The organism is Actinophytocola sediminis (assembly GCF_054779715.1).
This window is the reverse complement of record NZ_BAAGXS010000035.1, coordinates 168,801-195,156: the sequence shown is the minus strand read 5'-3', so window position 1 is coordinate 195,156 and position 26,356 is coordinate 168,801. Positions and strand designations below refer to the sequence as shown.

Genomic DNA, 26,356 nt, shown 5'->3' with positions numbered 1-26,356 from the left:
GCCGGCCAGGCGACCATTCGCGGTTGCCGAGCACAGCAGTCGTTCGCCGCTAGCCCGCCGCGCGTTTGACTCGGCGGCCGGTGGCGATCTCGGCGGTCTCCTCCTCTCGGCTGGCGCGTAGCAGGAGCGACACCCACGTCCGGTACGGACGCCAACGCTGCGCGATGGTGGCGAGTTCGGCCGGCTTCGGGTCCGTGAGGCCGTAGGCCAGCGCCATCTCGTCGTGCAGCCTGCCCTCGGTGGCGGGAAAGCCGTCCGGCTCGCCCGCGCCCCGCAGCAGGATCAGCTCGGCCGAGAACGGTCCGATGCCGGGCAGCTCCCGCAGCGTGGCCAGGGCATCCGGCGACGAGCGCAGCGTGGCGGCGTCGAGCACTCCGTCGAGCGCGGCCCGCGCGATCGCGCGCAGGCGGTCGCTCTTCAGCTCGCTGACCAGCGGGACCCGCTCGGTCAACGCGCCGGGCGCGGGGAAGCTCGCCAGCGCCACCCCCGCCACGTCGACCACCTCGCCGAGCCGTTCGGCCAGGCGCTGTTTGATCGCGGCGGCCTGGGCCATCCTGATCCGATGGCCGATGATCGCCCAGCACGCCGCCTCGTACGGCGAGTGGAAGCTCACCGGCCGCAGGCCCGGATACCGGGCCACCAACGCGCCGACCACCGGATCGCCGGCCGCGACCTCGGCGAAGCCGGTGCCGTCGACGTCCAGGGACAGGATCCGGCGGACGTGCTCGAGCGTCGGCGCCACGTCGGCCGGGTCGCCGAACACGCGCGCGCGGACCGGGCCGTCCGGCTCGGGTTGGCGCACGAGCACGCCGACCGGTCGCCACGACGGCGCGGCCGGGAAGGCCAGCCGTAACTCCCCGGCCACCGCCGCGGCGTCCGGGCGGGCGGCCGGGGCGAAGCCCTCCAGGAAGCGCGTGCTCGCCGACAGGTCGAAGGGGCCCCGGTAGGTGAGGTCGTGCCACGTCATGTCGATGACTATGCCGGGTGCCACCGACAGAAACCGGCGATCACGCGCCGGCCCGCGCGAGGGACACCCCGAAGCGGGCCTGCTCGTCGGTCCACCAGTGGCGCAGGGTGAAGCCGGCGTCGGCCAGTTCGGCGGTCACCCGCTCCCGGCTGAACTTGGCCGAGGTCTCCGTCCGCAGCTCCTCGCCCTCGATGAACGGCACGGTCAGGCCGACCACCGGCAGGTGCACCGTCATCGCCCGCCGCGCCCGCAGCCGCATCTCGATCCACGCCTGCTCGGCGTTCCACAGTGCGACGTGCTCGAACGCGGCCACGTCGAAGTCCGCGGCCAGTTCGCGGTTCAGCACGTGCAGCACGTTGCGGTTGAACTCCCCGGTCACCCCGGCGGCGTCGTCGTAGGCGTTGACCAGCACCGCCGGGTCCTTCACCAGGTCGGTGCCCAGCAGCAGCCACTCGCCGTCGTCGAGCGTGTCGCGCAGTTCGGACAGGAACTTGGCGCGTTCGGCGGGCAGCAGGTTGCCGACGGTGCCGCCGAGGAAGGCGACCAGGCGCGGCGCGCTGCCGGGGAGCAGCGCGAGGTGTTGGGTGAAGTCGCCGACGATCCCGTGCACCCGCACCGGGTCGTAGGCGGCGGCGAGCAGGTCGGCGGCCTCCCGCAACGCGGTCTCGGACACGTCGAGAGTGACGATCTCCCGCAGGCACCCGTTGTCCGACAACGCGTCCAGCAGCAGCCTGGTCTTCTCCGACGAGCCGGAGCCGAGCTCCACCAGCGTGGCGGCGCCGGTCAGCGCCGCGATCTCGCCGGCCGCGGCGGCGAGGATCTCCCGCTCGGCCGCGGTCGGGTAGTACTCGGGCAGCCGGGTGATCCGCTCGAACAGCTCACTGCCCCTGGCGTCGTAGAACCACTTGGGCGGCAGCGACTTCGGCATCGCGGTCAGGCCGGCTCTGGCGTCGGACCGCAGGCCGCGGGCGATGTCGTCCGAGGTCAGCAGGACGGTGAGGTCAACCTCACTCATGGGGCTCCGATCTCTGTGATGTCCACCGTGAAGTCCACTGTGGACTCCTCGGTGGACTTGTTGACTACCACCAGGTGCTGGTCGGGGATCTCCCGCCAGGACGGGTCCTGGTCGTAGGGCTCTGAGGCGACCACCACCCCGCCGGGGGTGCTGGCGACCCAGAGGGCATGGGTCCAGGTCGTGCCGACGATCGTGTGGCCGTCGGTCAGCAACAGGTTCAGCCGGGAACCGGGCGCGGCCCGCGCCACCTCGGCCACCAACGAGGCGACCGCGGCCGCCGGCTGCTCACCGCGGTCGAGCCGGTGGCGCACCAGCGCCCACAGCAGCGCCGCGTCGGTCGGCGCGTCCATGGTCAGCAGCGACTCCACCGGCAACGTGGACGCCAGCGGCACCATCGACGACGGCCACCCGCGCACGACCCCGTTGTGGCTGAACAGCCACCGCCCGGCGGTGAACGGCGCGGCCGCGGTCTCCACCACCGGCATGCCGACGGTGGCCGAGCGGACCGCGGCCAGCACCGCGCCCGAGGACACCTCGGCGGCCAGCCGGGGCAGCGCGCTGTCGGTCCACATGGGAACCGCGCGGCGCACCAGCACCGGCTCCGCCGAGGCGTCGGGGTACCAGCCGACACCGAAGCCGTCGGCGTTCACCGTGCCGCCGCCGCGCATGTCCCTTGGCGCCCAGGACTGCGCCAGCAGCGAATGGGCAGGCGTCAGCAACAACTCGGCCAACCGCACCGGTGAACCGAGATACGCCAGATGCCGGCACATTCAGGCGGTCTCGGCGGGGGTCGCGTCGCGGGCGCACCGGAACCCGGCGAAGACCTGCCGCCGGATCGGGTGATCCCAGTTACGGAACGTGGACCGGCCGATCGCCGGGTCGGTGCCGAAGGAGCCGCCGCGCAGCATCTTGTAGTCGCCGCCGAAGAACACCTCCGAGTACTCCCGGTACGGGAACGCCGCGAACCCCGGGTAGGGGTGGAAGTCGGTGTCCAGCCACTCCCAGACGTCGCCGATCAGCTGGTGCACCCCGGCGGGTGACACCCCGGCCGGGTACGCGCCGACCGGCGCCGGCGACAGGTGCCGCTGGCCGAGGTTGGCGTGCTCTGGCCCGGGATCGTCGTCGCCCCAGGGGAAGCGCCGCGACCGCCCGGTGGCCGGATCGAACCTGGCCGCCTTCTCCCATTCCGGCTCGGTCGGCAGCCGGCGGCCCGCCCAGGTGGCGTAGGCGTGCGCCTCGTGGAAGGACACGTGCACCACCGGCTCGTCCGGCGGAATCGGCTCCACCACGCCGAACCTGTTGCGCAGCCAGCGATCCCCGTCCCGCGACCAGAACCTCGGCGCGGTCAGGTTCGCCGAGCACCGGTAGGCCCAGCCCCGCTCCGACCACCAGCGCTGGTCGTCGTAGCCGCCCGCGTCGACGAACGCGGCGTAGGCGGCGTTGGTGACCGGCGCGGTGTCGAGGTGGAAGGCGTCGACGTGCACCTCGTGGGCCGGGCGCTCGTTGTCCAGCGCCCACGGCTCGACCGAGGTGCCCATGGCGAACGGGCCCGCCGGGATCAGCACCTCGGTGGCCGGTAACGGGCGGCCAGACGGCGGGGCGGGCGCGGCCAGCACCGGCGCCCCGGTGCGCAGTTGGTGGGTGGCCAGCATGGTCTCGTCGTGCTGCTGCTCGTGCTGGACGATCATGCCGAAGGCGAACCCGTCGTGCTCCAGCCGCCGACCCTCCAGCGGGCTGCGTTCGAGCACGTCGAACACCTTGTCCCGCACCTCCCGCACGTATCCCCTGGCCTCCGTCGGCGAGAGCAGCGGCAGCGCGGGCCGGTCGGCGCGCGGGTGTTGGAAGGCGTCGTAGAGGTTGTCGATGTCGCAGCGGACCGGCTCCCGGCCGCCGACGTCGCGCACCAGCCACAGTTCTTCCTGGTTGCCGATGTGCGCGAGGTCCCACACCAGTGGCGACATCAACTTGGAGTGCTGGCGCACCAGGTCGCCGTCGTCCACCGCGTCGGTGAGCGCGACGCTGCGGGCCCTGGCGCGGTCGAGTTGTTCGGCCAGGCGCGTGCGCAGCGCCTCGGTGCCGGCATCGGCCGTGGTCATGGCGTGCTCCTGTGGGGTAGGCGGTCCAGGTCGGCGAGCAGGGCCTCGGTCAGGTCGTGGCCGAGGCCCATGCCGGGCAGAGCGCGCGCGCCGAGGTCGAGCACCTCGGCGGCCGCAGTGGCCAGCGCGCGGTCGGCCAGGCCCTCCCTGGCCGCCGGCAGCCACCGGTCGCCGACCGGCAGACAGGCGTCGAGCACGGCGTCGACCGTGCCCGGGGTGGACAGCAGCGCGGTGAGCAGGGCGACTGGCGTCCGCCAACTGTCGCCACGCTGCGCGTCGAGGTATCGCACCTCCAGGTATCCGTGTGGGCGAACCGGGGGAAACATCGTCGACAGGTGGTAGTCGAGGTCGTCGGTGGTCGGCGCCTGCGGCCAGGCGCCGTTCACCCAGTCGGCGAAGCTCATCCCGGCGGGGGTGACCCAGTGGTCGGTGTCGTCGCGCACGCACAGCACGGGCGTGTCGAGCACCCGGCGCGCCCAGTCCGCCGCCGGGTCGTCGACGATCCGCGACGGTGCGCTGCGCGGCGGGTCGGTGCCCAGGACCGCGCGCATCCGCGCCGAGGCCCACCCGTCGCCTGGCGAGTTGGCGAACGCCGCCAGCAGCACCGGGCCCAGCGCGGAGACCGCCGCGTACCGGGCGGCCACGTCGTCGGACTCGCCGACATCCAGGCACACCTGTAAACCGGCGGTCGCGCACATCATCGTGATGCCGTGCGGGCCGATCGGCCCGAACACCTGTTCCATCGCGGCGTAGCGAGGGGTGTTCAGCAGGCGTTTCGGCCTGCGGTGCTGGTCGGTGGCGCGGTCGCCGAGCACCAGGCCCGCGGTGGCCAGCAGGTCGTTGAGGAACGCCAGGTCGGTCTCGACCGCGTCGAACACCTGGCGCAGCGACGGCTGGGGAAGGGTGGAGATCTCGACCTGGCCGCCGGGTTCGAGACTCAACGGCGAGCCGGCCGGAAGAGGAAGCTCTGGACTTTCGTTGTGCAAGGTGCGCGGGGCGTAGGGCCCCAGCACGGCGGTCAGCAGGCCCGCGTCGAGTGGCCGCCGGGGATCGTCGGCGTGGTGCACGATCCATTCCAGCTCGACGCCGAGTAGTTTCGGCGGTCCGTGCTTGAAGCAGACCGATGCGACGTAGGCCTCGGCCTCCACGCGGTCACGCAGCCGTCGGCGAGCCGACTCCACGATTCGCGCGTTTCCGTGTCTGTTGGACAAAGCGGTCACGATGGCGCCTCCCATCTCGTTCGATTTCGACGGTACCCGCGAGCACCGACAATTTCGTGACGAGTGGAAGGCGCCACGGTGCCGCCACAAGACGTACGTACGGATTGCATGATGGCCCCGCTGCTGACACGATCATCGGATGCCACGGGTCAGCCAGGACCATCTCGAAGCGCGTCGCCAGCAGATCCTCGACGGCGCCAGGGTGTGCTTCGCCCGCTACGGCTACGAGGGCGCGACCGTACGCCGGCTGGAAGAGGCTACCGGCCTGTCCCGCGGCGCGATCTTCCACCATTTCCGGGACAAGGAGTCGCTGTTCCTCGCGCTGGCCGAGGACGACGCGCACCGGATGGCCGACGTCGTCGCCCGCGAGGGTCTGGTCCAGGTCATGCGCGACCTGCTGGCCACCAAGGACGGCGCGGAGTGGCTCGGCAGCAGGCTCGAGCTGTCACGGCGGCTGCGCACCGACCCGGAGTTCCGCGCCCGCTGGGCCGAGCGGTCCGAGCGGCTCACCGAGGCCACCCGCCAGCGGCTGCTGCGCCAGCGCGAGGCCGGCAACCTGCGTGACGACATCGATGTCGGCGTGCTCACCGCCTACCTCGAGCTGGTGTTGGAAGGGCTGGTGTCGCACCTGGCGATGGGCCTGCCGGCCGACGACCTCGAGCCGGTGCTGGACCTGGTCGAGTCGTCGGTGCGGCGCGCGGCCCCCGGCGCCTAGGGGCATCCTGTAGACATGGATCTCCTCGACGCCCACGGCCGGGCCATGGACGTGTTCGACCGTGCGGTGCACAAGGTCGGCGACCGCGACTGGCGCTCCCCGACCCCGTGCGCCGACTGGGACGTCCGGGCGCTGACCAACCACATCGTCAGCGAACAGCTGTGGGTGCCGGAGCTGCTGGCCGGGCGCACCGTCGAGGCGATCGGCGACGCCTACGACGGCGACGTGCTCGGCCACGACCCGGTCGCCACCTGGACCACCGCGTCCCAGGCCGCGCGGGCCGCCTGGCTGGCGCCGGGCACGCTGGACCGGGACGTGCACCTGAGCTTCGGCGACACCGACGGGCGCGAGTACTGCTGGCAGATGACCATCGACCTGGCCGTGCACGGCTGGGACCTGGCGACCGCGCTGGACATGGACGCCGGCATGGGCGACGAGCTGGCCGGCATGCTGCTCGGCTACATCGAGCCGAGAGCCGCCGCCTGGCAGGGCAGCGGCCTGTTCGCCGAGCCGGTCGATCCCGGGTCGCCCGCCGACCCGCAGCGCGAGCTGATCGCCATGCTGGGACGTCGGCCCAGGTAGCGGGGCTAGACTGCCGGCGACCAGACCTGATCCGCGAGGAGTGACCTGACCCTCGATGACCGACGTGCTGCTTGAGGCCCTCGGGGTACTGGCGGTCCTCGCGTTGACCTTCGGCACCGCGATCTTCGTCGCGGCCGAGTTCTCGCTGACCGCGCTGGAACCCAGCCAGGTCGCCAACCACCTCGAACGGGTCGGCGACGCCAGGGCCAGGCAGGTCAGCCGGGCCCACCGGACGCTGTCCTTCCAGCTCTCCGGCGCGCAGGTCGGTATCACGATCACCACGCTGACCATGGGCTACCTCGCCGAGCCGATCATCGCCGGCTGGATCTCCCCGGTGCTGTCCGCGCTGTCGGTGCCGGCCTCGGCGGCGACCCCGATCTCGCTGGGCGTGGCGCTGCTGCTGGCCAACGTGATCTCCATGCTGTTCGGCGAGCTGGTGCCCAAGAACCTGGCCATCGCCCGGCCGTTGCCCACCGCGCGGATGGTCGCCGGGTGGCAGGTGCGGTTCTCCTCGGTCCTGCGCTGGTTCATCGCGCTGCTCAACGCCTGGGCGAACTGGCTGGTGCGCCGGCTCGGCGTGGAGCCGGCCGACGAGCTGGCCTCCGCGCGGTCGCCCCAGGAGCTCGGCTCACTGGTGCGCAGCAGCGCCGAGCACGGCACCATCGACCCCGGCACGGCCACGCTGCTGAACCGGTCACTGCGCTTCGGCGAGCGGACCGCCGGGGAGCTGATGACCCCGCGGGTGCAGGTGGAGTCGTTGCCAACGGACGCGACCGTGCCCGACCTGATCGAGGCGGCCCGCCGGACCGGCCGCTCCCGCTTCCCGGTGCACGACGGTGATCTGGACGACGTGCGGGGCGTGGTGCATGTCAAGGAGGCGTTCAACGTGCCGGGATCGCGGCGGGCGGGGACGCGGATCAGCGGGTTGATGCGCCCGGTGCAGACCGTGCCGGAGAGTCTGGACGGCGACACCCTGCTCGACCGGTTGCGCAGCGCGGGACTGCAGCTGGCGATGGTGGTCGACGAGTACGGCGGCACCGCGGGCATGGTCACCCTGGAGGACCTGGTCGAGGAGATCGTCGGCGACGTACGTGACGAGCACGACCGGGGCGAGGTCAACCCGGTGCGCCCGCTCGGCCGGGACAGCTGGATGGTCTCCGGCCTGCTGCGCGACGACGAGCTGGCCGAGGCGACCGGTTTCCGGATGCCGGATGGCGACTACGAGACCCTCGCCGGCCTGGTACTCGCCCGGCTCGGCCGGATCCCGGAGGTCAACGACGAGGTCCGGGTCGACGGCTGGCGCATCACCGTGATGCGCATGGACCGCCACCGGGTGGCCGAACTGAGAGTAGCCAAAATCCCCGAGGCGGTGATCCCCTCATGACCGGTGGGGTCGCGGTACTGGTGGCGGTGGTGTTGCTCGCCGCGAACGCCTTCTTCGTCGGTGCGGAGTTCGCGTTGGTCAGCGCGCGGCGCGACCGGCTGGAGGCGCTGGCGGAGAGCGGCACCGAGCGGGCGCGGAAGGTCATGGCGGCCGCGGAGCACACGTCGCTGATGATGGCCGGCGCGCAGTTGGGGATCACGCTGTGCACGATCGGCCTCGGCGCGCTCGGCGAGCCGACGGTGGCGCGGTTCCTGGAGTTCCTGCTGCATCCGCTCGGGCTGCCGGCGGCCGTGCTGCATCCGGTCGCGTTCGCGATCGCGCTGCTGATCGTGTCGATCCTGCACATCGTGCTCGGTGAGATGGTCACCAAGAACATCGCCATCGCCGCGCCCGAGCGCACGGCGGTCATCCTGACCCCGGCGCTGGTGGTGTGGATCAAGATGATCCGCCCGGTGATCTCGTTGCTGAACGCGACGTCCAACGCGGTGCTGCGGCTGTTCAAGGTCGTGCCGAGGGACGAGATCGAGAGCGCGCACACGCCCGACGAGCTGGCCACCCTGATCGCGGACTCGCGCCGGGAGGGGCTGCTCGACCAGGCCGAGCACCGGCGGCTGACCAACACGCTGCACTCGGCCGAGCGGGTCGTGGCCGACGTGCTGGTGCCACTGGCGCGGGTGGAGACCGTGCCGTATCCGCCGACGGTCGGGGACATCGAGGCCGCGGTGGTGCGGACCGGGTTCTCCCGCTATCCGGTGCGCATGCCCGACGGGCGGCTCAACGGGTACCTGCACGTGAAGGACGTGCTCGACCAGGTCGACGACGACCCGTCGACCCCGGTACCGACCCATCGCGTACGCGGCCTGCCCGAGGTCCCGGCGGACTCCCGCCTCGACGAGGCCCTGGCCGCCCTACGCCGCGCACGCAGCCACGTGGCCAAAGCCGTCTCCCCCGACCGCACGGTCCTGGGCATCGTGGCCCTGGAGGACCTCGTCGAGGAATACGTGGGCACCGTCCGCGACGCCACCCACCGGGACCCGACAACATGAGCGCGCAACGCAGCGAAGGGTCCCTTCACTGCACTGGCCGCAGCGAAGGGACCCTTCGCTGCGGTTGGGAGGCCAGCAGGGACGCGCATGTGCGGCGGGTACGGGTGTGGACGGATCCGTTGCGGGAGCGGCGGTCGGCCGGGACCGCGCATCCGGTGTTGGACTTCCTGTTCAGCTACTACTCACACCGGCCGTCGAAGCTGTTGCGCTGGCATCCCGGGCCGGGTGTGGTGCTCACCGGGCAGGCGGCGCGGGCGTACTTACGGTGGCCCGCCTACCGCGCGGTGCCCGACGGGGTGACGCTGGGACCGTTACCGGAGGCGCGCGCGGAGACGGTCCGGTTCGTGCACACGCTGCTGTCCGCGACGGCCGCGCGGGCGCCGAGGTTCGGCTGTTTCGGACTGCACGAGTGGGCGATGGTCTACCAGGCGCAGGCCGTGCGCCACGCCGGCTGGCCACTGCGGCTCGGCGCGGCGCGGACCGACCAGGTGGTGGAGTCACTTCCGGTGCGATGCACGCACTTCGACGCGTTCCGGTTCTTCACGCCCTCGGCGCGGCCGCTGAACGCCGTGCAGCTGACCCGCGCGGACCAGGTGGCCACCGAGCAGCCGGGCTGCCTGCACGCCGGCATGGACCTGTACCGGTGGGCCTACAAGCTCGACCCGTACGCGCCGTCGGACCTGGTGGCCGACTGTTTCGAGCTGGCGCTCGACATCCGGGTGCTGGACATGTGCGCAAGCCCCTATGACCTCAGCGAACTCGGCTACGCTCCGGTGGAGATCGAGACGGCCGAGGGGCGAGCCGAGTACGTGCGCCGGCAGGCGGCCTTCACCGAGCGCGCGGCACCACTGCGCGAACGGTTGATCTCATTGTGCAACGGACTTCTCGCGGGAGGATGAGCGTGCGGCGGCTCTGCGGTTTACTGGTCGTCCTGTTCGTGCTGGCCGGTTGCTCGGAGCGCGTCGGCGGCGCGTCGGAGCGCACCGAGCCACCGACCGGAGCGGCCGACCTGTCCGCGCCCATCGAACTGGCCAGGGTCGCGCCGACGGCTGGCCCCGGCACGACCGAACTGCCCGACCCGGACGGGACGACGCTGCACGTCGAGGAGCCGTTCCTGACGATCACCCGGCTGGAGCAGGCCACCGCACAGTTGCAACAGACCACCTGGGGCCTGGCGATCACACTGACCGAGGACGACGGGAAGGTGTTCTCCCGCTGGACCGAGGAGCACACCGGCGAACAGGTGGCGATGATCGTCGACGACGAGATCGTGTCCGCGCCGGTGATCCAACAGGCCATCCCCGGCCGGGAGGTCAGCATTTCCGGTTCGTACACCAAGTCGGAGGCCGAGGCGCTCCTGCACAAGATCACCGGCCGCTGAAGGCCCGCTCGTCCTTGAACCCGGTCAGCCGAGCGACCAGATCCGCCGGCCGGGCCGGCGCCACCAGCACCTGGTCCGGTCCGGTGGACAGGTTGAGGTACCGGCCGTGTTGGGTGTCGGCGTAGCGCACCGGCGCACTGATCCGGTACCGGCCGACCTCGTCACGCGCCGCCGCGTACAGCTCCCCCGCCCCGGTCTGTGGCAGGCTCATGAGTCGACGGACCTGCCTGGCCGCCGAACTGGCCGGGCTGACCTTGGTCACGGCCTCGGTGATCTGCCGGCGGCGTGCCGGGCCGCGCAACTCCGCCCGCGACACGGTCACCGGTTTTCCCAGGCCAGCCGCCACATCCGGCGTCTGCGCGACCAGACTCTCCGCCAGGGCACCGCGACCGACGTGCCTGAGCCACACCGAATCGCCGTCGCGGATCGCCAGCAGTCCGTGCCGGCCGAACCCGGTGGCCAACACGCCGATCGTGGTCCGGTCCCGGGTGATCCAGCCGAAGAACTCCGACTCGCCCCGGCACAGCCTCGTCAGCGCGACGGCCACCTCGGCCGCCAGCTGGTGGGACCGGTCATACCAGCCGAGCGCGGCGATCTCAGCGCGAGCGGCCCGCCGCGCCTCGTCCGCCGCCGTCGGCGGCCGCCAGACCGCGGCGGGCTCCAGCACCGCATGCGGCTCCCCGAGTTGCTCGACCTCCAGCAACCACGCCAACGAGCGCGCCGAGAGCCGCGCCGGGCCCGGCAACACCATCAGGCCACTCTCCGGTCAGCGAGCACTGAAGTACTCCGGCAGGTCCGAGTCCTCGCCGATCACCTGCGGCGCGGTGGCCTCGTCGGTGCCGAACACCGCCTCCGGATCGTCCTCCTGCAGATAGGTTGGCGTCCGCCGTTCGGCGTCCTCGGCGCCCTGACCACGACCGCCCCCGGCCAACGGCATCCCGCCGATGCCGCCAGCACGCCCGGCCGCACCGCCGGCGCCAGCACGCCCGGCCGCGTTCGGCTGCACGACCGACGGCTGGTTCGCACCGACCCGACCGTGCGGTTCACCGCCACGGCCGCCCGGACCGCGCGTCTCGGACCCGAGGCCAGGACCGCCGGTCCCCCGCCCGCCGAACCCGCCACCCTGGCCACTACCTGGGCCGCCGCCTGGTCCACCGCCGACCGGGACAAACCCACCACCCGCCAGCACCGGTCCATTGCCCGGCGGCGGACTGGACGCGAGGCCACCGCCCATCCCCACCGGGGTCGGTACGGCCGGCCCGGCCGGCGACGTGAACCCGCCAGGGGTGGTCTCCTGCGGCGATTGTTGACCGTCCACCGGCGCCGCGCCGCCGGTGTTCGGCGAGCGATCACCGGCACCGGGCGAGGCACCCGTCGACCCGGTCTCGCGGTACCGCTCGGCAACACCCAACTCACCGGCCCGCGATCCGTCGCCGCCCGCCGACCCACCGCCGCTGTCACTGCCGGTGTCCGAAGGGCCGGGTGCGACCGCGATCCCCGCCTGATCGTTGGCCAGGCCCCCGTACGTCTGCGGCATGTTGACGGTGTTGTGGGCGGCGGCATCGGCGTAGCCCCGCATCACGTCCACGTTGTGTTGGCTGGCCGTGTTGTGGTCGATCACCTGCTGGCGGTAGGTCAAGGCACCGTCGAGTGAGGTGAACGCCGCCCACGGGTCCAGCGAACCCGGCTCCGGCGGCACCGGCACCACCGCGTTCCGCGCGTCGACGAACGACCCGGCCTGCCGACCGTTCAGATCCTGCGCGGTGGCCATGTGTGGCTCGGCCAACTCGTGCTCGATCGCCAACGGCCCAGCGCCACGCCGGGCCACGCCCGCCGCGTCCCCCTCCCACACCGACTCCATCTTCACCAGCAGCTGCCGAACGGCTTTGCCCTCTTCCAGGTACTCGGTGGCCAACTCCCGCACCATCGCCGCACTACCCGACAGACCACCCGGCCCGATGCCCTCGGTGAAGTTCTCGTAGATCTTCTGACCGGTCAGAAACATCACGCACCCGCCTTCAACGTGTCGAGAATCGCCGAAGCCAACTGCTTGGTCCGGTCGCACACGATCTGCCCGTGCGGTCCGCCCCCCTCACGAGCGCGGAACGTGAGCGTGTCCGAAATCCCCACAGTGATATTGCAGTTTCCATTCTCGCGACCATCACTGAGATCGTTGAACACCGCCGGAAAACCATCAACCGTGGTCTCCTCGAAGAAATCGAACCGACTCCGCCCCCGATACGTGTCGGACAATCCATTCTTGTTTCCCACCAGGAAACTCATGCCAATGATGCTGGCCGACGGCTGCACATCTTCCCTCTCCCAGTGGCATCCAGGACCAGAGTGCTTCGCGATCTCACTGTCGGTGTCCGACACACCCGGCTTCACAACGCGAAACTCCGTCAACTGCGCCTGCGTCAGCACCAAACACGGCTGTTTCACAAATCTGTCAACGTCCAACGCATCAGACACCCGAGGCGCACCATATGTCTCCTCCTCAGCCGACGCCTCCGACGTCGCCGTCCCAGACTCGTCGACGCCAACCGCTGTCCCAGGTCGCTCCGACGTACAACCAGCCACCATCACGAGCAGAACAAAGAGGATCGCCGCCTTGGTCAGCACACGCAATTCGACCACTCACTCCCCACCAACACGACGAATCGCAGCAACATTCTCCGCCTCAGTCGTCGCGTACTCCGCCCTGGCCGCACGCAACTTCTCCACATATTCGGAGGCGTAGATCTCCATCGCCAGACGATGCGCTTCCGCCTGCTCCAGCGACCAGACAGCGGCCGCCGCCTGCCACCGACTCATTAGGTCCACAGCAGGCGGCTCGATCATCCCGATCGCTCGAGCAAGCTTCTCGCCTCTGAGCTTGATTCGGACAACGAGAGCTTCCCACTCGGTGATGATGCCGTCGAACTCCTCCAGGCTGGCGAATACGTACCGGCCACCCGCGCCGCCACCGCCACTACCCTCGTAGGCATACCCGGCCTGCCCCAAAGGGCTCGGCCCACCATCACCTGCCACGACGAATCCCTCCCCAGAGACTCAGACTCGCCCGACCTTACCTTAAGTGACCAGCCGACCACCGCCGGAACGCTAAACGTGGGGTGTGGCCACTGGAGAACGGGCTCAGCGGGTGTTGAGGAATCGGCTCCAGGTGCCCTGAGCGAACGCCAGGGTGCCACCGGGCCGGTTCTTGGTGTCCCGCACCAGGACCGCCGCGACTGTCCGGCCGATCTCCACACAGGCGCTGCCGTTACCCGCGCTGCGGCTGGACTTGCGCCAGGTCACGACATGATCCGTTGCTTCCATTGCCGCACACCTTCCTCGATGAGTTCCAGGGACTCGCCGCCGGAGAACGCGTCTGTCCGGATCGTGTCGAACACTACCGCCACCGTCTCCACCACGGCCGGGTCCTGCACTGTCTGGCCGTCCAGCACGCTGTCCAAACACGCCACCGCCGGCTGCCGGGCCAACCTCCACAAGGACGAAAGCACCGGCCAGCGCAGTGCGCGCACAGGCGGCGGAGACCACCTGGATGGTGACGCGCGGCCGCAGGGCGAACTCGACCAGCTTCGCCAGTTGCGCCGCCATCAGCTCGGGACCACCGATCTCGCGGCGCAGCACCTGCTCGTCGATCACTGCCCACAACCACGACGGCTCCTCGGAATCCAGCACCACCTAACGACCCGACAGCCGTGACCGGCGAGTGCTCTGCCTGCCGACACCTGGTTACGGAGCCAACCGCCACAGCGCGTCCACCGGCACGGCCCTGAGTTTCTCGCCGAACGGAAGCGTTTGCTGGCCGGTGTAGAGCACATAGCCCGACGACGAACCGATCGCCGAGGAGCTTGGTCAGATTGCGCAGACCGGCCAGGTCTTCGGTGCCTACCGTCGCGCCCGCCTTGACCTCGACCCCCGATGACCCTGCCATCGGGAGTCTCGATGACCGCGTCGACTTCCTGCTTGTCCTTGGTGCGGTAGTGGTACAACCGCGCGCGTTCTGTCGACCAGGTGAGTTGGCGGGCCAGTTCCATGACGACGAAGTTCTCCATCATCGGTCCGGCGGCGCCGCCGGGCTCACCCAGCCGTGCCGGATCCTGGCCGATGAGATGGCAGGCGATTCCGGTATCCACGAACGCGAGTTTTGGCGTACCGACAGCCCGGCGCGTCTGTCCGGACGACCAGGCGGGAATGCTCTTGATGAGAAACACCGCCGCCAGGTTCGCGGAATACCGGAAAGACCGGCGAGCAGGGCGATCAGCTTGAGCAAATCACCTCGGCGCTCGATATTGGTCAGTTCCAGGACGTCGCGTTCGATCAGGGTCGACAGGTAGGAGTCCAGAAAAGCGGTTCGACGGCGCGGAGCCGCTCCAGATAGTCGCAGCGGCGCAGGTCGGATGAATGGTCGATACCCGGGACCGTGCCGGAAAGCGGCGTCCACGAACCCGTCCGGACCGCCGTGCAACTCTCCCTGGGAGGATCCGGGATGAGCCGGTCAGCAGGTAGCGGCCGGGGATCGGATCCAGGTCGACGGCGACCTTGATCGGCGCGAGCAGTTCCGGGACCAGCTGGATCTCGTCGATGAGCATGAGGCGGTCGTGCTCGACGAACCCGGTCGGGTCGTCCTTGGCGGCCCGCAGCGTGGGCGGGTCGTCGAGGAGACGGACCACCGCCGGCCGGCGCCCGGTCGCGAGCCTGGTCAGCGTGCTCTTGCCGACCTGGCGCGCGCCGTTGACGAATACCACCCGCGTGTCCTCGAGCGCCTCGGCGACCAGCGGTTCGGCACGTCGTGGGAGCAGCGCGAAGGGCTCGGGCATGCCGCCCGGTGTTCCACAGGAACACGCTCAATGGGCAGCTGGACGGTCAGGACTGGTAGGCCTCGATGGGCGGGCAGGAGCACACCAGGTTGCGGTCGCCCTGCGCGCCGTCGATCCGGCGGACCGGGGGCCACACCTTCGGGCCGGCCGCGCCGGTCGGGTAGACGGCCTCCTCCCGGCTGTACGCGTGCTCCCACTTGCCGGCGATCGACTCCGCGGTGTGTGGCGCGTTGCGCAGGGGGTTGTCCTCGGCCGGCCAGTCGCCGGCCGCGACCCGGTCGATCTCCCGCCGGATGGCGATCATGGCGTCACAGAAGCGATCCAGCTCCGCCAGGTCCTCGCTCTCGGTTGGCTCCACCATCAGGGTGCCGGCCACCGGGAACGACATCGTCGGCGCGTGCAGGCCGTAGTCGGCCAGGCGCTTGGCCACGTCGTCGACCGTCACGCCGGTGGCCTTGGTGATGCCGCGCAGGTCCAGGATGCACTCGTGCGCCACCCGGTCGTGCGCACCGGTGTAGAGCACCGGGAAGTGCTTGGCCAACCGCGCCGCGACGTAGTTCGCCGTGGCCACCGCGGTCATCGTGGCCCGCTTGAGGCCGGCCGCGCCCATCATCCGCACGTAGGCCCACGAGATCGGCAGGATCGACGCGCTGCCCCACGGTGCCGCGCTGATCGGGCCGACACCGGTCGCCGGACCGGCCGTCGGCTGCAGCGGGTGGTTGGGCAGGAACGGCGCCAGGTGCTCCCGGACGCCGATCGGGCCAACCCCGGGACCGCCGCCGCCGTGCGGGATGCAGAAAGTCTTGTGCAGGTTCAGGTGGGACACGTCCGCGCCGAACTTGCCGAACCTGGCGAGACCGATCAGCGCGTTCAGGTTCGCACCGTCCACATAGACCTGACCGCCGGCGTCGTGCACCAGCGCGCACACCTCGCGCACGGTGTCCTCGTAGACCCCGTGCGTCGACGGGTAGGTGATCATGATGCACGCCAGGTCCGCGCGGTGTTCGTCCACAGTGGACCGCAGGTGGCCCAGGTCGACGTTTCCGTTGTCGTCACAGCGAACCACGACCACCCGCATGCCGGCCATCGCGGCGCTCGCGGCGTTGGTGCCGTGCGCGCTGGCGGGAATCAGGCAGACGTTGCGCGCGGCCTCGCCGCGGTCGCGGTGGTAGGCGCGGATCGCCAGCAGGCCGGCGAACTCGCCCTGGCTGCCGGCGTTGGGCTGCAGGCTCACCGCGTCGTAACCGGTGAGCGTGGCCAGCCAACCCTCCAGATCGGACACCACGCGCAGGATCCCGGCCGCGTCGGCCACCGGGGCGAACGGGTGCAGCTCGGCGAAGGCCGGCCAGGTGATCGGCTCCATCTCCGCGGTGGCGTTGAGCTTCATGGTGCACGACCCGAGCGGGATCATGCTCCGGTCGAGCGCGACGTCCTTGTCCGACAGCGCGCGCAGGTAGCGCAGCAGCGCGGTCTCCGAGCGGTGCGTCGAGAACACCGGATGGGTCAGGTACGGCGAGGTCCGCGCCAGCGCCGCCGGGAACGCGTCGGCGGTCACGGTGTCCAGCGCGTCGACGTCACCGGTGACCCCGAACGACGCCCACAGCTTCTTCAGGTGCTCGCGGGTGGTGGTCTCGTCGCAGGCGACGCCGACATGATCGGCGTCGACCAGGCGGAGGTTGATGCCGCGGTCGCGGGCGTTGGCCACCACCTCGTCGGCCCGGCCGGGGACCGCCACGGTGATCGTGTCGAAGAAGTGCTCGTGCCCGACCTGGACACCTCCGGCGCGCAGCCCGGCGGCGAGCACCGCGGCCATCCGATGGGTCCTGGTACCGATCATCCGCAGGCCGTCCTGGCCGTGGTAGACCGCGTACATCGACGCCACGATCGCCAGCAGCACCTGCGCGGTGCAGATGTTGCTGGTCGCCTTCTCCCGGCGGATGTGCTGCTCACGGGTCTGCAGCGCGAGCCGGTAGGCGCGGTTGCCGTCCGCGTCCACGCTCACGCCGACCAGCCTGCCTGGCAGCTGGCGCTCCAGGCCCTTGCGGACCGCGAGGTAGCCCGCGTGCGGCCCGCCGAAGCCCATCGGCACGCCGAAGCGCTGGGTGCTGCCGGCCACCACGTCCACGCCGATCTCGCCGGGCGGGCGCAGCAGGGTCAGCGCGAGGATGTCGGCGGCCACCACGACCTGAGCGCCCCGCTCGTGCGCGGCCGCCACCAGCTCGGTGTGGTCGCGCACCGCGCCGGAGGCGCCCGGGTAGGACAGCAGCACGCCGAAGAAGTCACCGTCGGGCAGGCCGGCCGACAGGTCGACCACCTCGACCTCGATGCCAAGCGGCTCCGCCCTGGTCTCGATCACCGCGATGGTCTGCGGGAAGGTGTCCGCGTCGACCAGGAAGCGCGCCGACCGCGCCTTGCCGACCCGGCGGACCAGGGTCATCGCCTCGGCGGCCGCGGTCGACTCGTCGAGCATGGACGCGTTGGCCAGCTCCATGCCGGTCAGGTCGGCGACCATCGTCTGGAAGTTCAGCAGCGCCTCGAGCCTGCCCTGGGAGATCTCCGGCTGGTACGGCGTGTACGCGGTGTACCAGGCGGGGCTCTCCAGCACGTTGCGGCGGATCACCGGCGGGGTCAGCGTGCCGTAGTAGCCGAGGCCGATCATCTGGGTGTGCACCTCGTTGCGCCCGGCCAGCGCGCGCAGCTCGGCCAGCGAGACGTGCTCGGGCACCGCGGGCGGCAGGTCGAGCTCGCCGGTGTCCCGGATCGAGTCCGGCACCGCCTGGTCCACCAGCTCGTCCAGCGAGCCGACGCCGATCACCTCGAGCATCGCGGCCAGCTCGGCCGGGCGGGGTCCGATGTGCCGGTCGGCGAACTGCACGCCGTCTTCGAGGGCGGCGAGCGGGATGCGGTCCATGATTGTCGACGCCTCCGGTGTGAGGTGGGCAGAGCGAAACTACCCTCCCCCTCTGTCCCCGCACGCCGACGTGCGCCTGAGAGCTTCGTCCTGGCGGACTTGCACCTTCGGCGGGGTGGGGCTGCCACCCACTTTCCAGAGGCGTCTCTCCCGTGCGGTTCGGGTGCCTGAGAGGTTCCGGGGAGGATTTGCTCCTTCGGCGCCGACCCGGCCCATCGGCCGTGCCGGACTCTCCCGCGCGGGATCTACGACTACCCGGGCGAGCTTACCCGGTGCCGGTGGAGAATCGCGTCAGCCGGCGTTGCGTGCGTTGCGCCGCGCGGTCAGCTCGTCCTCGGTGCGCGGCTCGATGACCACGCCGTCGGCGCGCTCGGCCGGGAACTCGTGGATCGTGCCGTTGATCTCCTGCATGGCGCCGGAGACGGCAATGCCGAACACGCCCTGGCCGCCCTGCAACAGGTCGACGATCTCCTCGGGTGAGGTGCACTCGTAGACCGTCGTGCCGTCGCTGAACAAGGTGATCCTGGCCAGGTCCCGCACGCCCCGGCGGCGCAAGTGGTCGACCGCGACCCGGATGTTCTGCAACGAGACCCCGGTGTCCAGTAGTCGCTTGACCACTTTCAGTACCAGGATGTCCTTGAACGAGTACAGCCGCTGCGAGCCAGACCCCTGGGCGCTGCGGATACTCGGCCCGACCAGGCCGGTCCGTGCCCAGTAGTCGAGCTGACGGTAGGTGATGCCGGCGATCTGACACGCGGCCGCGCCACGGTAGCCGACGAGCTCGTCGGGCGCCGTCTCGTCAGGAAACAGCTCTCCCTGCTCACCGGTCACGGCCTCGACGGGACCTTCCTCGACCACGCCTGCCTCCGCTCTCCAGCCACCCGCGAGTCACGACAGCGGATGACACCCGCGCGATTCGCTCGACTCGACGGTAAGTCGGGCGCGGTTGGCGGTCAACGCGACGCGCGGACAAGCGGGGGCAAACCTCCGCATGGCCTAGCCGCGACCGCGGCGAGATCATCGACGGGGAGGGGCGGCTCAGGTGTCGGCGCCGCGGAAGTCCTCGGGCGAGACCGAGTCGAGGAACTCGCGGAACTTCTCGACCTCGTCCTCCTGCTCGTCCGGGATGATCAACCCGGCCTCCTGCAGGACGGAGTCCTCGGCGTGGATGGGCACACCGATACGCAGCGCCAGCGCGACCGAGTCGCTTGGCCTGGCCGACACGCGCACGTCGCCGTCGAACACCAGCTCGGCGAAGAAGGTGCCTTCCCGCAGATCGGTGATCCGCACCTGCTCGAGCTCTCGGCCGAGCGCGCCGATCACGTCTTTGAGCAGGTCGTGGGTCAGCGGTCGGGCCGGTCGAACGCCCTGCTGCTCCAGGGCTATCGCGGTGGCCTCCACCGAGCCGATCCAGATCGGGAGGTAACGCTCGCCGTCGGTCTCGCGCAGCAACAAGATCGGTTGGTTGGCGGGTAGTTCCACCCGCACGCCCACGACGCGCATCTCGCTCATCGGGTTCGCCTCCCTTCGCTCGCTCAGCGAGGACACCCTATCGTTCGAGGATCGCTCATCGCTGGCCTCGACGCTACCCGCCATCCGGTTCCGATGCTCGTGTTCTGTCGCAGCGATCCACGTCACGATGCGAGAACAGCGGGTAATCAGGCCGCCGGCCCTACTTCACCTTACCTGCTGGAAATCCGGCGCAACCCGGCCTTCACGAGCAGGGTGTGCAGCCCGACCGACAACGCCGCGAGCTCGCGGGTCGCCTCGTCGGCCCTGCGTCGCGCCTCGCTGTCCTGGTGGCGCAGCATCGGGGTGACGATCTGTTCGAGGAGCCCGACCTCGCGGTCGGCCGACGCGCGGAACGCCCGCAGGTGGCGCGGTTCGATGCCGTAGCCGCCCAGTGCCTTGGCCATGCGCGCGATCTGAGCGGATTCCGAGTCGTAGAACCCGGCCGCGCCCGAACGGACCAGTCCGTACTGCTCCAGTTCCCGTAGCGTCGCGGCGTCAATGCCAGCCTGGTCGAGCAGTTCCTCCTGGGTGAGCCGGCGCACCGGCCCGTCGACGAACTGCTCGGCGCCTGGCAAACCGTCCTGCGGTACCGACATCAACGCCGGCCGGGACAGTTGGTGGTCGGACTCCCCACGATCCGCGGCATCGAGCTGCTCCTTGATCACCTTCAGCGGAAGGTAGTGATCGCGCTGTGCCGACAGCACGAACCGCAGCCGCGCCATGTCAACCTCGGTGAACTGGCGGTAGCCGGACGCCGCCCGCGCCGGCCGGATCAGCCCTTCCGCCTCCAGGAACCGGATCTTGGAGATGGTGACGTCCGGAAAGTCGGAACGGAGCCGGCTGAGCACCACACCGATGCTCAGGCCGGCACTCGTCTGCTCGCCGCGTGGCCGCCCGGCAGCCGTCACACCTGCCCCCGCGAAACTCGTGCCGTGACTACGAGGGGTCCTGACCGGTGAGGAAGACCAGGCGGAACTTGCCGATCTGTACTTCGTCGCCGCCAGCGAGCACGGCCTGGTCGACCGGCTCCCGGTTGACGTAGGTGCCGTTCAGGCTGCCGACGTCGATGACCACGAACTCGCCGCCCTCGCGGCGGAACTCCGCGTGCCGGCGGGAAACCGTGACGTCGTCGAGGAAGATGTCGCTGTCCGGATGCCGGCCGGCGCTGGTGGTGTCCCGGTCGAGGAGGAAGCGGGAACCCGCGTTGGGTCCACGCTTGACCACCAGGAGCGCTGATCCGGCCGGCAACGCGTCGACCCCGGCCACCGCTGGTTCCGCGGGGGGGCCTGCCTGCTCCGGCTCGGCGAGGAAGTCTGCCCGGAAGACGGAAGTCCGCTCCGGAGACTGCTCCGGCGGGACGCCGGGCCCGTCGTTGGTGCTCACCTGAGCTCTCCTCCTGCTGGTGCTGACTTCTACCTGTGCCAACGTACCGTGCGCGATCAGCAGGCCAGACGGTGACTCCCCCTGGAGCCGATCAGTCCTTCTCGGTGAGCGCCTGGTATGCCTGCGCGTCGAGCAGCGAGTCGAGCGCCGAGGTGTCGGCGACGGTCAGCTCGAGGATCCAGCCGTCGCCGTACGGATCGCTGTTGATCAGCTCCGGCGACTCGTCGAGTGCGGTGTTCACGGCGCTGACCTCGCCGGTGACCGGCGCGTAGATCTCCGAGACGCTCTTGGTCGACTCGACCTCGCCGACCGGGTCGCCCGCGCTGACCGTGCGGCCGACCTCGGGCAACTCGACGAACACCACGTCACCGAGCTGCTGCTGGGCGTAGTCGGTGATCCCGACGCGCACGGTCTTGGCCTCGCCGGCCAGCCACTCGTGTTCCTCGGTGTACTTGCGGTCCTCCGGGGTCACAGGCCCGTCCTCCACGATCGACGCGATGTGTCGGCGGCAGTTTAGATGGCCGGCTGGCCGGCCGGCCGCAGCGCGGCGCGTGTCTGGACGAGGTAGAGCAGACCCGACCAGACGAACAGCGCGCCGCCCCAGATGGCGAAGGCGTAGGCGACCGGGCGGGCGAGCGTGGCCGCGGTGGAGCCGCCCTGGGCGAGCAGCAGCAGCGGCATCGCGTACATCAGGTTGAAGGTGGCCGCCTTGCCGATGTAGGTGACCTCCGGCGGGGAGAAGCCGCCGCGGTCGAGTACCCAGATGCAGATGGCGACCATGAGGTCGCGGCCGACCAGGATCGCCGCGATCCACCAGGGGACGATGTCGCGCACCACGAACGCGATGACCGTGGCGAAGGTGTAGAGCCGGTCGGCGGCCGGGTCGAGCAGCGCGCCGAGCTTGCTGGTCTGGTTGAGCCAGCGGGCGATCTTGCCGTCGGCCCAGTCGGAGATGCCGCTGAAGACGAGGATTGCCAGCGCCCAGCCGTCGGCCTGCGGCCCGAGCAGCAGCCACAGGAACACCGGCACACCCGCGAGCCGGATGACGCTCAGCAGGTTGGGGATGGTGAACAGCCGGTCAGGCAGTTCCTCGGCCTCGGCCGGCCGGACACTCTCGACCATGGGCTGACCCTATCCGCCGGCTCAGCGGCCCGGTCACCGGCGATGACCTGGCACCGCGGCGACCGCGTAGCGGACCGCCCCGCCCAGCTGGACCGAGCCGTCCTGCTCGACCGATCCGGCCACCGTCGAGGCGAACGCGTCCCGCACCGCGCGCTCGCCCGCGACCCGGATGGCCACCAACACCCGCTCACTGCCCAGCACCGCGCCCCACGCGGCGGCCACGGTCGGATACGCCGTCCGGCAGCCGACCTCGCCGGTGGCCAGCACGTTCAGGCCCGCCGCGCGCAGCCCGGCGGCCGGCCCGGCGCCCTGGCCCTGGTCGGTGCCCGGGACGAGCCCCAGCCGGGCGCCGAACTCCCTGGCCCAGCCGTCGGCCGGCCGCGCCCGGCCGCCGACGACCAGCCTGCCTCCCGGCCGTACCACCCGGACCAACTCGGCGACCTCCGCCCAACTCCCGGCGGTCGCCACGTCGAAGGCGTCGTCGGCGAAGGGCAACGCCCGGGGGTCGCCGACCCGCAGGTCCGCGTCCGGCAGCGCCCACCGGGCGATCTCCAGCAGCTCGCCGGCGGTGTCGACGCCGGAGACCCGCGCGCCCCGGCTCTCCGCCAGACACAGCAGCAGCCCGACGCCGCAGCCGACGTCGAGCAGCCGAGCCCCACGGACCGAGCCGAGCGCGCCCAGCATCGCCCGGTGTAACGGCCGGTGGGCCAACTCCGGCAGCGGCGGCCAGTCCTGCCGCCGCGCATCAGGTACCGCCCCGCCAACCGCCGTCGAAGCCATCCCCGGCCTCCCACCACCGCCCCCTCACCGAATGCATCGCCGAGGGCCCCCAGCCGCTACACCCGCACCCCACACACAAGTCGTTCGGCCCAACCCGCGAGTCCAACCCTCCCGGCACGCGAGTCCGACGCTCCGGACATGTCAGGAGCGTTGGACTCGCGGGTCAGCGCAGGTCGAAGTCCTCGTCGCGGTACTCGCCCTGCACCGTGGCGGCCGGGTCGGCGTGCACCTCGTGCTCGCGGCCGCGCAGCTCGACCCGGCGGATCTTGCCGGAGATCGTCTTCGGCAGGTCGGCGAACTCCAGGCGGCGGACCCGCTTGTACGGGGCCAGGTGCTCCCTGGCGAAGGCCAGGATCGAGCGGGCGGTGTCGGCGTCGGGGCGGTGCCCGGCGGCCAGCGCCACGTAGGCCTTCGGCACGGCGAGGCGGATCGGGTCCGGCGATGGCACCACGGCGGCCTCGGCCACCGCCTCGTGCTCGATCAGGACGCTCTCCAGCTCGAACGGGGAGATCCGGTAGTCCGATGCCTTGAACACGTCGTCGGCGCGGCCGACGTAGGTGATGTAGCCGTCCTCGTCCCGGGAGCCGACGTCGCCGGTGTGGTAGAAGCCGTCGCGCATGACCTCGGCGGTGCGGTCATCGTCGTCGGCGTAGCCGACCATCAGGCCGACCGGCCGGTGCTCGAGGTCGACGCAGATCTCCCCTTCGCCGCCCGGCACGCCGTTCGCGTCGACCAGCGCGATGCCGAACCCCGGCAGCGCGCGGCCCATCGAGCCCGGCCGCACCGGCTGGCCGGGGGTGTTGGCCACCAGAACGGAGGTCTCGGTCTGCCCGAACCCGTCCCGGATCGTGACGTTCCACGCCCTGGAGACCTGCTCGATCACCTCGGGGTTGAGCGGCTCCCCCGCGCCGACGACCTTCGCCGGCGGGGTGCGCAGCTGGCTGAGGTCGGCCTGGATCAGCATCCGCCAGACCGTCGGCGGCGCGCAGAACGACGTCACGCCGCACCGGTCCATCTGGGACATCAGGGTGGTGGCGGCGAAGCGGGTGTAGTTGACGATGAAGACCGTCGCCTCGGCGTTCCACGGCGCGAACACGTTGCTCCACGCGTGCTTCGCCCAGCCAGGCGAGGAGATGTTGAGGTGCACGTCGCCTGGTTCGAGGCCGATCCAGTACATGGTGGACAGATGGCCGACCGGGTAGGAGACGTGCGTGTGCTCCACCAGCTTGGGCCGCGCGGTGGTGCCGGAGGTGAAGTAGAGCAACAGGGTGTCGGTGGCCGAGGTGGTGCCGTCCGGGGTGAACTCGGCGCCCGCACCCGCCGCGTCGGCGAAGGAGAGCCAGCCCTCGACCGGCGCGCCGACCGCGATCCTGGTGTAGGACCCCGGCACGTCGGCGAACTTCGGCGCGTCCTCGGCGCGCACGACCACGTGCGCGGCGCGGCCCCGGTCGACCCGGTCACGCAGGTCGGCCGCGCCGAGCAGGGTGGACGCGGGGATCAGGACCACGCCGAGCTTCATCGCGGCCAGGATCGTCTGCCACAGCTCGCCCTGGTTGCCCAGCATCAGGATCAGCCGGTCGCCGCGGCGGACACCGTTGGCCCGCAACCAGTTCGCGACCTGGTTGGAGCGCGCGGACAGCTCGGCGAAGGTCCAGCGCTCCTCGGTCCCGTCCTCCTCGACGATCCACAGCGCGGGGCGGCTCGCGGTCGGCTCCCTGGCGGCGATCTGGTCGAACCAGTCGAGGGCCCAGTTGAACTCGGTCAGCGCCGGCCAGTCGAACTCGGCGGCCGCCCGGTGGTAGTCCTCGCGGTGTTCGAGCAGATAGTCCCTTGCCGCACCGAATGTGTCGAACGCGCTGGTCAACCTGCACTCGCCTCCTTGGGAGCGTCTGATCACTTGCCGCGGAACTCGGGGGCGCGGCGTTCGAGGAACGCGCGCGCGGCCTCGCCGAGGTCCTCGCTGGGCAGGAACGCCGCGTTCCACGCCGCCACGTACCGCAGACCGTCGGCGACCCGCTGCTCACGGTGCTGGCCGAGCACGTCCTTGACGCCCTGGACGACCAGTGGTGGGTTCGCGGCGATGTCGCCCGCCAGTTCGCGGGCGGCGGTGAGCAGGGCCTGCTGGTCGGGGTAGACGTCGTTGACCAGACCGATCCGCTCGGCGCGGGCGGCGTCCACGTCGCGGCCGGTGAACGCCAGCTCGCGCAGGTGGCCCTCGCCGACGATCCCGCCAAGGCGTTGCAGGCTGCCGAGATCGGCGACGATCGCGACCTTGACCTCGCGCACGCTGAACCGGGCGTCGGCGCTGGCCAGCCGGATGTCGGCGGCGGCGATCACGTCCACGCCGCCGCCGACACACCAGCCGGCGATGGCGGCGATCACGGGCTTGCGGCAGGCGGCGATCGAGGTGACGGCCAGTTGTAGTTGGCGGATCTCGTCGTGGAAGTTGGTGCGCGGCGCGGCGAGGGCGTCGCCGGCGAGCAGCGGGGCCCAGCTGGGCATCATCGCCGGCAGGTCGAGGCCGTAGGAGAAGTTGGCGCCGCTGCCGGTCAGCACGATCGCGTGGATCCGCTGGTCGGTGTCGAGCGTGTCGAACACCAGCGGGAGCTCGCGCCAGAAGTCGGGGCCCATGGCGTTGCCCTTGCCGGGACCGAGCAGCGTTACCTCAGCGATCTTGTCCGCGATGTCCACTTTCATCGAGACAAGATCGTCCAGCGTGGTGGTCATGGGCCCATCCTCACCCAGTCAGTGCCGGAGCGGCCACTCCGTGGACCGAACTTTCTGTACACGTAGTGTCGCGGACCAGCGGGAAGAGGTCCCCCAATCGTGTCGGCGGCGGTTTGGCACGCTGAACCGGATCGACCATTACGGTCCGTTTCTCACGATCAAGGAGGGCAGGCATGTCACTGGACGACGTGACGTCGACGCCGATCTTCGACGAACTGCTGCGCGAGATGGCCCAGCGGGCCGAGCCGGACGCCCCGGCACCCTCGCCAGAGGAGCCAGCCAGTCCCAAACCCCCCAGCCCACCCCCCAGACGCCGCCACCGGGCCGAATAACCCCACCCCACCCCCAAAACCCCGCGAGTCCAACGCTCGTGACACGCGAGTCCGACGCTCCGGACACGCGGTCCACCCTCTCGGGCGCGCCAGTCCACCGCTCGGTGCGGGCGAGCCCAACCCTGCCACCACCCGAGCCCGACGCTCCGGACACGCGCGGTCCCCACCGCTTCGCGCACCCCGGTGCCAACACCGCGTACGTCGCGTTCGACGGACGCGCGGCCCTATCGCTTCAGGCATGCCGGTCCGACATTCCGGACAAACGAGTTCGAGAGTCCCGGCGCGCGCGGCCGACCGGCAACTACTCACCGGCGCTTGCCGGAGACGAGGTCCGCGACCTCGCCATGAGCGTCCCGC

The 26,356-nt window shown here is 70.9% G+C and carries 30 protein-coding genes, 1 pseudogene and 1 riboswitch; of the genes and pseudogenes, 7 read left to right on the top strand and 24 right to left on the bottom strand.

Translation table 11 applies throughout. From position 1 onward, the window contains the following. Positions 1-49: 49 nt before the first annotated feature. The 5 genes from ACYVIP_RS22720 to ACYVIP_RS22700 are packed head-to-tail and all read right to left on the bottom strand — an operon-like array spanning position 50 to position 5,298. The gene (locus ACYVIP_RS22720) at positions 50-967 is read right to left on the bottom strand and encodes a DNA-3-methyladenine glycosylase family protein (protein WP_460399506.1); all 918 of its coding nucleotides are present in this window, start codon (positions 965-967) and stop codon (positions 50-52) included. 40 nt (positions 968-1,007) lie between these two features. Then, positions 1,008-1,982, bottom strand: coding sequence for an L-histidine N(alpha)-methyltransferase (gene egtD / locus ACYVIP_RS22715; protein ID WP_460399503.1), 975 nt, complete (start codon positions 1,980-1,982; stop codon positions 1,008-1,010). Next, on the bottom strand, positions 1,979-2,752 hold the full coding sequence (gene egtC, locus ACYVIP_RS22710) for an ergothioneine biosynthesis protein EgtC (protein WP_460399501.1): 774 nt from the start codon (positions 2,750-2,752) through the stop codon (positions 1,979-1,981). Before egtC ends, egtD begins: the two co-directional genes overlap by 4 nt. After that, positions 2,753-4,078: an ergothioneine biosynthesis protein EgtB gene (gene egtB, locus ACYVIP_RS22705; RefSeq protein ID WP_460399499.1), complete on the bottom strand. Its 1,326-nt coding sequence runs from the start codon at positions 4,076-4,078 to the stop codon at positions 2,753-2,755. Continuing rightward, positions 4,075-5,298, bottom strand: coding sequence for a glutamate-cysteine ligase family protein (locus ACYVIP_RS22700; protein WP_460399497.1), 1,224 nt, complete (start codon positions 5,296-5,298; stop codon positions 4,075-4,077). The genes egtB and ACYVIP_RS22700 overlap by 4 nt, the downstream gene beginning before the upstream one ends. Before the next feature lie 139 nt (positions 5,299-5,437). Here ACYVIP_RS22700 and ACYVIP_RS22695 point away from each other — a divergent pair, with 139 nt between their 5' ends. The 6 genes from ACYVIP_RS22695 to ACYVIP_RS22670 all read left to right on the top strand — a co-directional run bounded on the left by ACYVIP_RS22695 (position 5,438) and on the right by ACYVIP_RS22670 (position 10,406). Next, on the top strand, positions 5,438-6,013 hold the full coding sequence (locus ACYVIP_RS22695; RefSeq protein ID WP_460399495.1) for a TetR/AcrR family transcriptional regulator: 576 nt from the start codon (positions 5,438-5,440) through the stop codon (positions 6,011-6,013). Positions 6,014-6,028: 15 nt separating this feature from the next. Next, complete coding sequence (locus ACYVIP_RS22690; protein ID WP_460399493.1) at positions 6,029-6,595, top strand: TIGR03086 family metal-binding protein; 567 nt, start codon at positions 6,029-6,031, stop codon at positions 6,593-6,595. 55 nt (positions 6,596-6,650) lie between these two features. After that, a complete protein-coding gene (locus ACYVIP_RS22685) occupies positions 6,651-7,979 on the top strand; it encodes a hemolysin family protein (protein ID WP_460399491.1) in 1,329 nt (442 codons plus the stop codon). Then, positions 7,976-9,025, top strand: a complete 1,050-nt coding sequence (locus ACYVIP_RS22680) for a hemolysin family protein (protein ID WP_460399488.1) — start codon at positions 7,976-7,978, stop codon at positions 9,023-9,025. Before ACYVIP_RS22685 ends, ACYVIP_RS22680 begins: the two co-directional genes overlap by 4 nt. Positions 9,026-9,114: 89 nt before the next feature. Continuing rightward, positions 9,115-9,924 carry a 3-methyladenine DNA glycosylase gene (locus tag ACYVIP_RS22675; RefSeq protein ID WP_460399486.1) on the top strand — a complete coding sequence of 270 codons (810 nt, stop codon included), beginning with the start codon at positions 9,115-9,117 and terminating at the stop codon, positions 9,922-9,924. Positions 9,925-9,926: 2 nt separating this feature from the next. Next, positions 9,927-10,406, top strand: a complete 480-nt coding sequence (locus ACYVIP_RS22670) for a SecDF P1 head subdomain-containing protein (RefSeq protein ID WP_460399484.1) — start codon at positions 9,927-9,929, stop codon at positions 10,404-10,406. On the opposite strand, the gene ACYVIP_RS22665 is transcribed toward ACYVIP_RS22670, so the two are convergent. The 19 genes and pseudogenes from ACYVIP_RS22665 to ACYVIP_RS22575 all read right to left on the bottom strand — a co-directional run bounded on the left by ACYVIP_RS22665 (position 10,393) and on the right by ACYVIP_RS22575 (position 25,667). Then, the gene (locus ACYVIP_RS22665) at positions 10,393-11,157 is read right to left on the bottom strand and encodes an ESX secretion-associated protein EspG (protein ID WP_460399482.1); all 765 of its coding nucleotides are present in this window, start codon (positions 11,155-11,157) and stop codon (positions 10,393-10,395) included. The genes ACYVIP_RS22670 and ACYVIP_RS22665 overlap by 14 nt on opposite strands. A gap of 15 nt (positions 11,158-11,172) precedes the next feature. After that, the gene (locus ACYVIP_RS22660) at positions 11,173-12,411 is read right to left on the bottom strand and encodes a hypothetical protein (RefSeq protein ID WP_460399480.1); all 1,239 of its coding nucleotides are present in this window, start codon (positions 12,409-12,411) and stop codon (positions 11,173-11,175) included. Further along, the gene (locus ACYVIP_RS22655; protein ID WP_460399478.1) at positions 12,411-13,043 is read right to left on the bottom strand and encodes a DUF3558 domain-containing protein; all 633 of its coding nucleotides are present in this window, start codon (positions 13,041-13,043) and stop codon (positions 12,411-12,413) included. Before ACYVIP_RS22655 ends, ACYVIP_RS22660 begins: the two co-directional genes overlap by 1 nt. Then, a complete protein-coding gene (locus ACYVIP_RS22650) occupies positions 13,044-13,436 on the bottom strand; it encodes a hypothetical protein (RefSeq protein WP_460399476.1) in 393 nt (130 codons plus the stop codon). A 105-nt stretch (positions 13,437-13,541) separates the two neighbouring features. Beyond that, the gene (locus ACYVIP_RS22645; protein WP_460399678.1) at positions 13,542-13,724 is read right to left on the bottom strand and encodes a DUF397 domain-containing protein; all 183 of its coding nucleotides are present in this window, start codon (positions 13,722-13,724) and stop codon (positions 13,542-13,544) included. After that, a complete protein-coding gene (locus ACYVIP_RS22640) occupies positions 13,700-13,852 on the bottom strand; it encodes a hypothetical protein (protein ID WP_460399676.1) in 153 nt (50 codons plus the stop codon). Before ACYVIP_RS22640 ends, ACYVIP_RS22645 begins: the two co-directional genes overlap by 25 nt. A 64-nt stretch (positions 13,853-13,916) precedes the next feature. Further along, a pseudogene (locus ACYVIP_RS22635) lies at positions 13,917-14,090 on the bottom strand (Scr1 family TA system antitoxin-like transcriptional regulator); the annotation flags it as partial. Further along, positions 14,051-14,626, bottom strand: a complete 576-nt coding sequence (locus ACYVIP_RS22630) for a DUF4143 domain-containing protein (RefSeq protein WP_460399474.1) — start codon at positions 14,624-14,626, stop codon at positions 14,051-14,053. The gene ACYVIP_RS22630 and the pseudogene ACYVIP_RS22635, both read right to left, overlap by 40 nt. A gap of 60 nt (positions 14,627-14,686) precedes the next feature. Next, the gene (locus tag ACYVIP_RS22625; protein WP_460399472.1) at positions 14,687-15,232 is read right to left on the bottom strand and encodes an AAA family ATPase; all 546 of its coding nucleotides are present in this window, start codon (positions 15,230-15,232) and stop codon (positions 14,687-14,689) included. A gap of 46 nt (positions 15,233-15,278) precedes the next feature. Next, positions 15,279-18,143: an aminomethyl-transferring glycine dehydrogenase gene (gene gcvP / locus ACYVIP_RS22620; protein ID WP_460399470.1), complete on the bottom strand. Its 2,865-nt coding sequence runs from the start codon at positions 18,141-18,143 to the stop codon at positions 15,279-15,281. 145 nt (positions 18,144-18,288) lie between these two features. Next, positions 18,289-18,390, bottom strand: a riboswitch (glycine riboswitch). Positions 18,391-18,434: 44 nt separating this feature from the next. Continuing rightward, complete coding sequence (locus ACYVIP_RS22615; RefSeq protein ID WP_460399468.1) at positions 18,435-19,001, bottom strand: MerR family transcriptional regulator; 567 nt, start codon at positions 18,999-19,001, stop codon at positions 18,435-18,437. A gap of 180 nt (positions 19,002-19,181) precedes the next feature. Beyond that, the gene (locus ACYVIP_RS22610) at positions 19,182-19,655 is read right to left on the bottom strand and encodes a bifunctional nuclease family protein (RefSeq protein WP_075127943.1); all 474 of its coding nucleotides are present in this window, start codon (positions 19,653-19,655) and stop codon (positions 19,182-19,184) included. 170 nt (positions 19,656-19,825) lie between these two features. Continuing rightward, complete coding sequence (gene ftsR, locus ACYVIP_RS22605) at positions 19,826-20,563, bottom strand: transcriptional regulator FtsR (protein ID WP_460399465.1); 738 nt, start codon at positions 20,561-20,563, stop codon at positions 19,826-19,828. 28 nt (positions 20,564-20,591) lie between these two features. Beyond that, positions 20,592-21,038 carry a glycogen accumulation regulator GarA gene (gene garA / locus ACYVIP_RS22600; RefSeq protein WP_460399463.1) on the bottom strand — a complete coding sequence of 149 codons (447 nt, stop codon included), beginning with the start codon at positions 21,036-21,038 and terminating at the stop codon, positions 20,592-20,594. Positions 21,039-21,129: 91 nt separating this feature from the next. Further along, positions 21,130-21,510: a glycine cleavage system protein GcvH gene (gene gcvH, locus ACYVIP_RS22595; protein WP_460399461.1), complete on the bottom strand. Its 381-nt coding sequence runs from the start codon at positions 21,508-21,510 to the stop codon at positions 21,130-21,132. Between the two features lie 41 nt (positions 21,511-21,551). Continuing rightward, the gene (locus ACYVIP_RS22590) at positions 21,552-22,160 is read right to left on the bottom strand and encodes a CDP-alcohol phosphatidyltransferase family protein (RefSeq protein WP_460399459.1); all 609 of its coding nucleotides are present in this window, start codon (positions 22,158-22,160) and stop codon (positions 21,552-21,554) included. 33 nt (positions 22,161-22,193) lie between these two features. Next, on the bottom strand, positions 22,194-22,940 hold the full coding sequence (locus ACYVIP_RS22585) for a class I SAM-dependent methyltransferase (RefSeq protein ID WP_460399457.1): 747 nt from the start codon (positions 22,938-22,940) through the stop codon (positions 22,194-22,196). A gap of 163 nt (positions 22,941-23,103) precedes the next feature. Further along, the gene (locus ACYVIP_RS22580; RefSeq protein ID WP_460399455.1) at positions 23,104-24,804 is read right to left on the bottom strand and encodes an AMP-binding protein; all 1,701 of its coding nucleotides are present in this window, start codon (positions 24,802-24,804) and stop codon (positions 23,104-23,106) included. 29 nt (positions 24,805-24,833) lie between these two features. Further along, positions 24,834-25,667, bottom strand: coding sequence for a crotonase/enoyl-CoA hydratase family protein (locus tag ACYVIP_RS22575; RefSeq protein ID WP_460399453.1), 834 nt, complete (start codon positions 25,665-25,667; stop codon positions 24,834-24,836). 173 nt (positions 25,668-25,840) lie between these two features. Between ACYVIP_RS22575 and ACYVIP_RS22570 the strand changes: the two genes are divergently transcribed. Next, the gene (locus tag ACYVIP_RS22570; protein ID WP_460399451.1) at positions 25,841-25,999 is read left to right on the top strand and encodes a hypothetical protein; all 159 of its coding nucleotides are present in this window, start codon (positions 25,841-25,843) and stop codon (positions 25,997-25,999) included. Positions 26,000-26,356: the final 357 nt, after the last annotated feature.

Coding starts and splice junctions, on each gene's coding strand:
- ACYVIP_RS22720 (WP_460399506.1), bottom strand. CDS start 967: ATGACGTGGCACGACCTCACCTACCGGGGCCCCTTCGACCTGTCGGCG.
- egtD (WP_460399503.1), bottom strand. CDS start 1,982: ATGAGTGAGGTTGACCTCACCGTCCTGCTGACCTCGGACGACATCGCC.
- egtC (WP_460399501.1), bottom strand. CDS start 2,752: ATGTGCCGGCATCTGGCGTATCTCGGTTCACCGGTGCGGTTGGCCGAG.
- egtB (WP_460399499.1), bottom strand. CDS start 4,078: ATGACCACGGCCGATGCCGGCACCGAGGCGCTGCGCACGCGCCTGGCC.
- ACYVIP_RS22695 (WP_460399495.1), top strand. CDS start 5,438: ATGCCACGGGTCAGCCAGGACCATCTCGAAGCGCGTCGCCAGCAGATC.
- ACYVIP_RS22690 (WP_460399493.1), top strand. CDS start 6,029: ATGGATCTCCTCGACGCCCACGGCCGGGCCATGGACGTGTTCGACCGT.
- ACYVIP_RS22685 (WP_460399491.1), top strand. CDS start 6,651: ATGACCGACGTGCTGCTTGAGGCCCTCGGGGTACTGGCGGTCCTCGCG.
- ACYVIP_RS22680 (WP_460399488.1), top strand. CDS start 7,976: ATGACCGGTGGGGTCGCGGTACTGGTGGCGGTGGTGTTGCTCGCCGCG.
- ACYVIP_RS22665 (WP_460399482.1), bottom strand. CDS start 11,157: ATGGTGTTGCCGGGCCCGGCGCGGCTCTCGGCGCGCTCGTTGGCGTGG.
- ACYVIP_RS22660 (WP_460399480.1), bottom strand. CDS start 12,411: ATGTTTCTGACCGGTCAGAAGATCTACGAGAACTTCACCGAGGGCATC.
- ACYVIP_RS22645 (WP_460399678.1), bottom strand. CDS start 13,724: ATGGAAGCAACGGATCATGTCGTGACCTGGCGCAAGTCCAGCCGCAGC.
- ACYVIP_RS22625 (WP_460399472.1), bottom strand. CDS start 15,232: ATGCCCGAGCCCTTCGCGCTGCTCCCACGACGTGCCGAACCGCTGGTC.
- gcvP (WP_460399470.1), bottom strand. CDS start 18,143: ATGGACCGCATCCCGCTCGCCGCCCTCGAAGACGGCGTGCAGTTCGCC.
- ACYVIP_RS22610 (WP_075127943.1), bottom strand. CDS start 19,655: ATGAGCGAGATGCGCGTCGTGGGCGTGCGGGTGGAACTACCCGCCAAC.
- ACYVIP_RS22590 (WP_460399459.1), bottom strand. CDS start 22,160: ATGGTCGAGAGTGTCCGGCCGGCCGAGGCCGAGGAACTGCCTGACCGG.
- ACYVIP_RS22585 (WP_460399457.1), bottom strand. CDS start 22,940: ATGGCTTCGACGGCGGTTGGCGGGGCGGTACCTGATGCGCGGCGGCAG.
- ACYVIP_RS22575 (WP_460399453.1), bottom strand. CDS start 25,667: ATGACCACCACGCTGGACGATCTTGTCTCGATGAAAGTGGACATCGCG.
- ACYVIP_RS22570 (WP_460399451.1), top strand. CDS start 25,841: ATGTCACTGGACGACGTGACGTCGACGCCGATCTTCGACGAACTGCTG.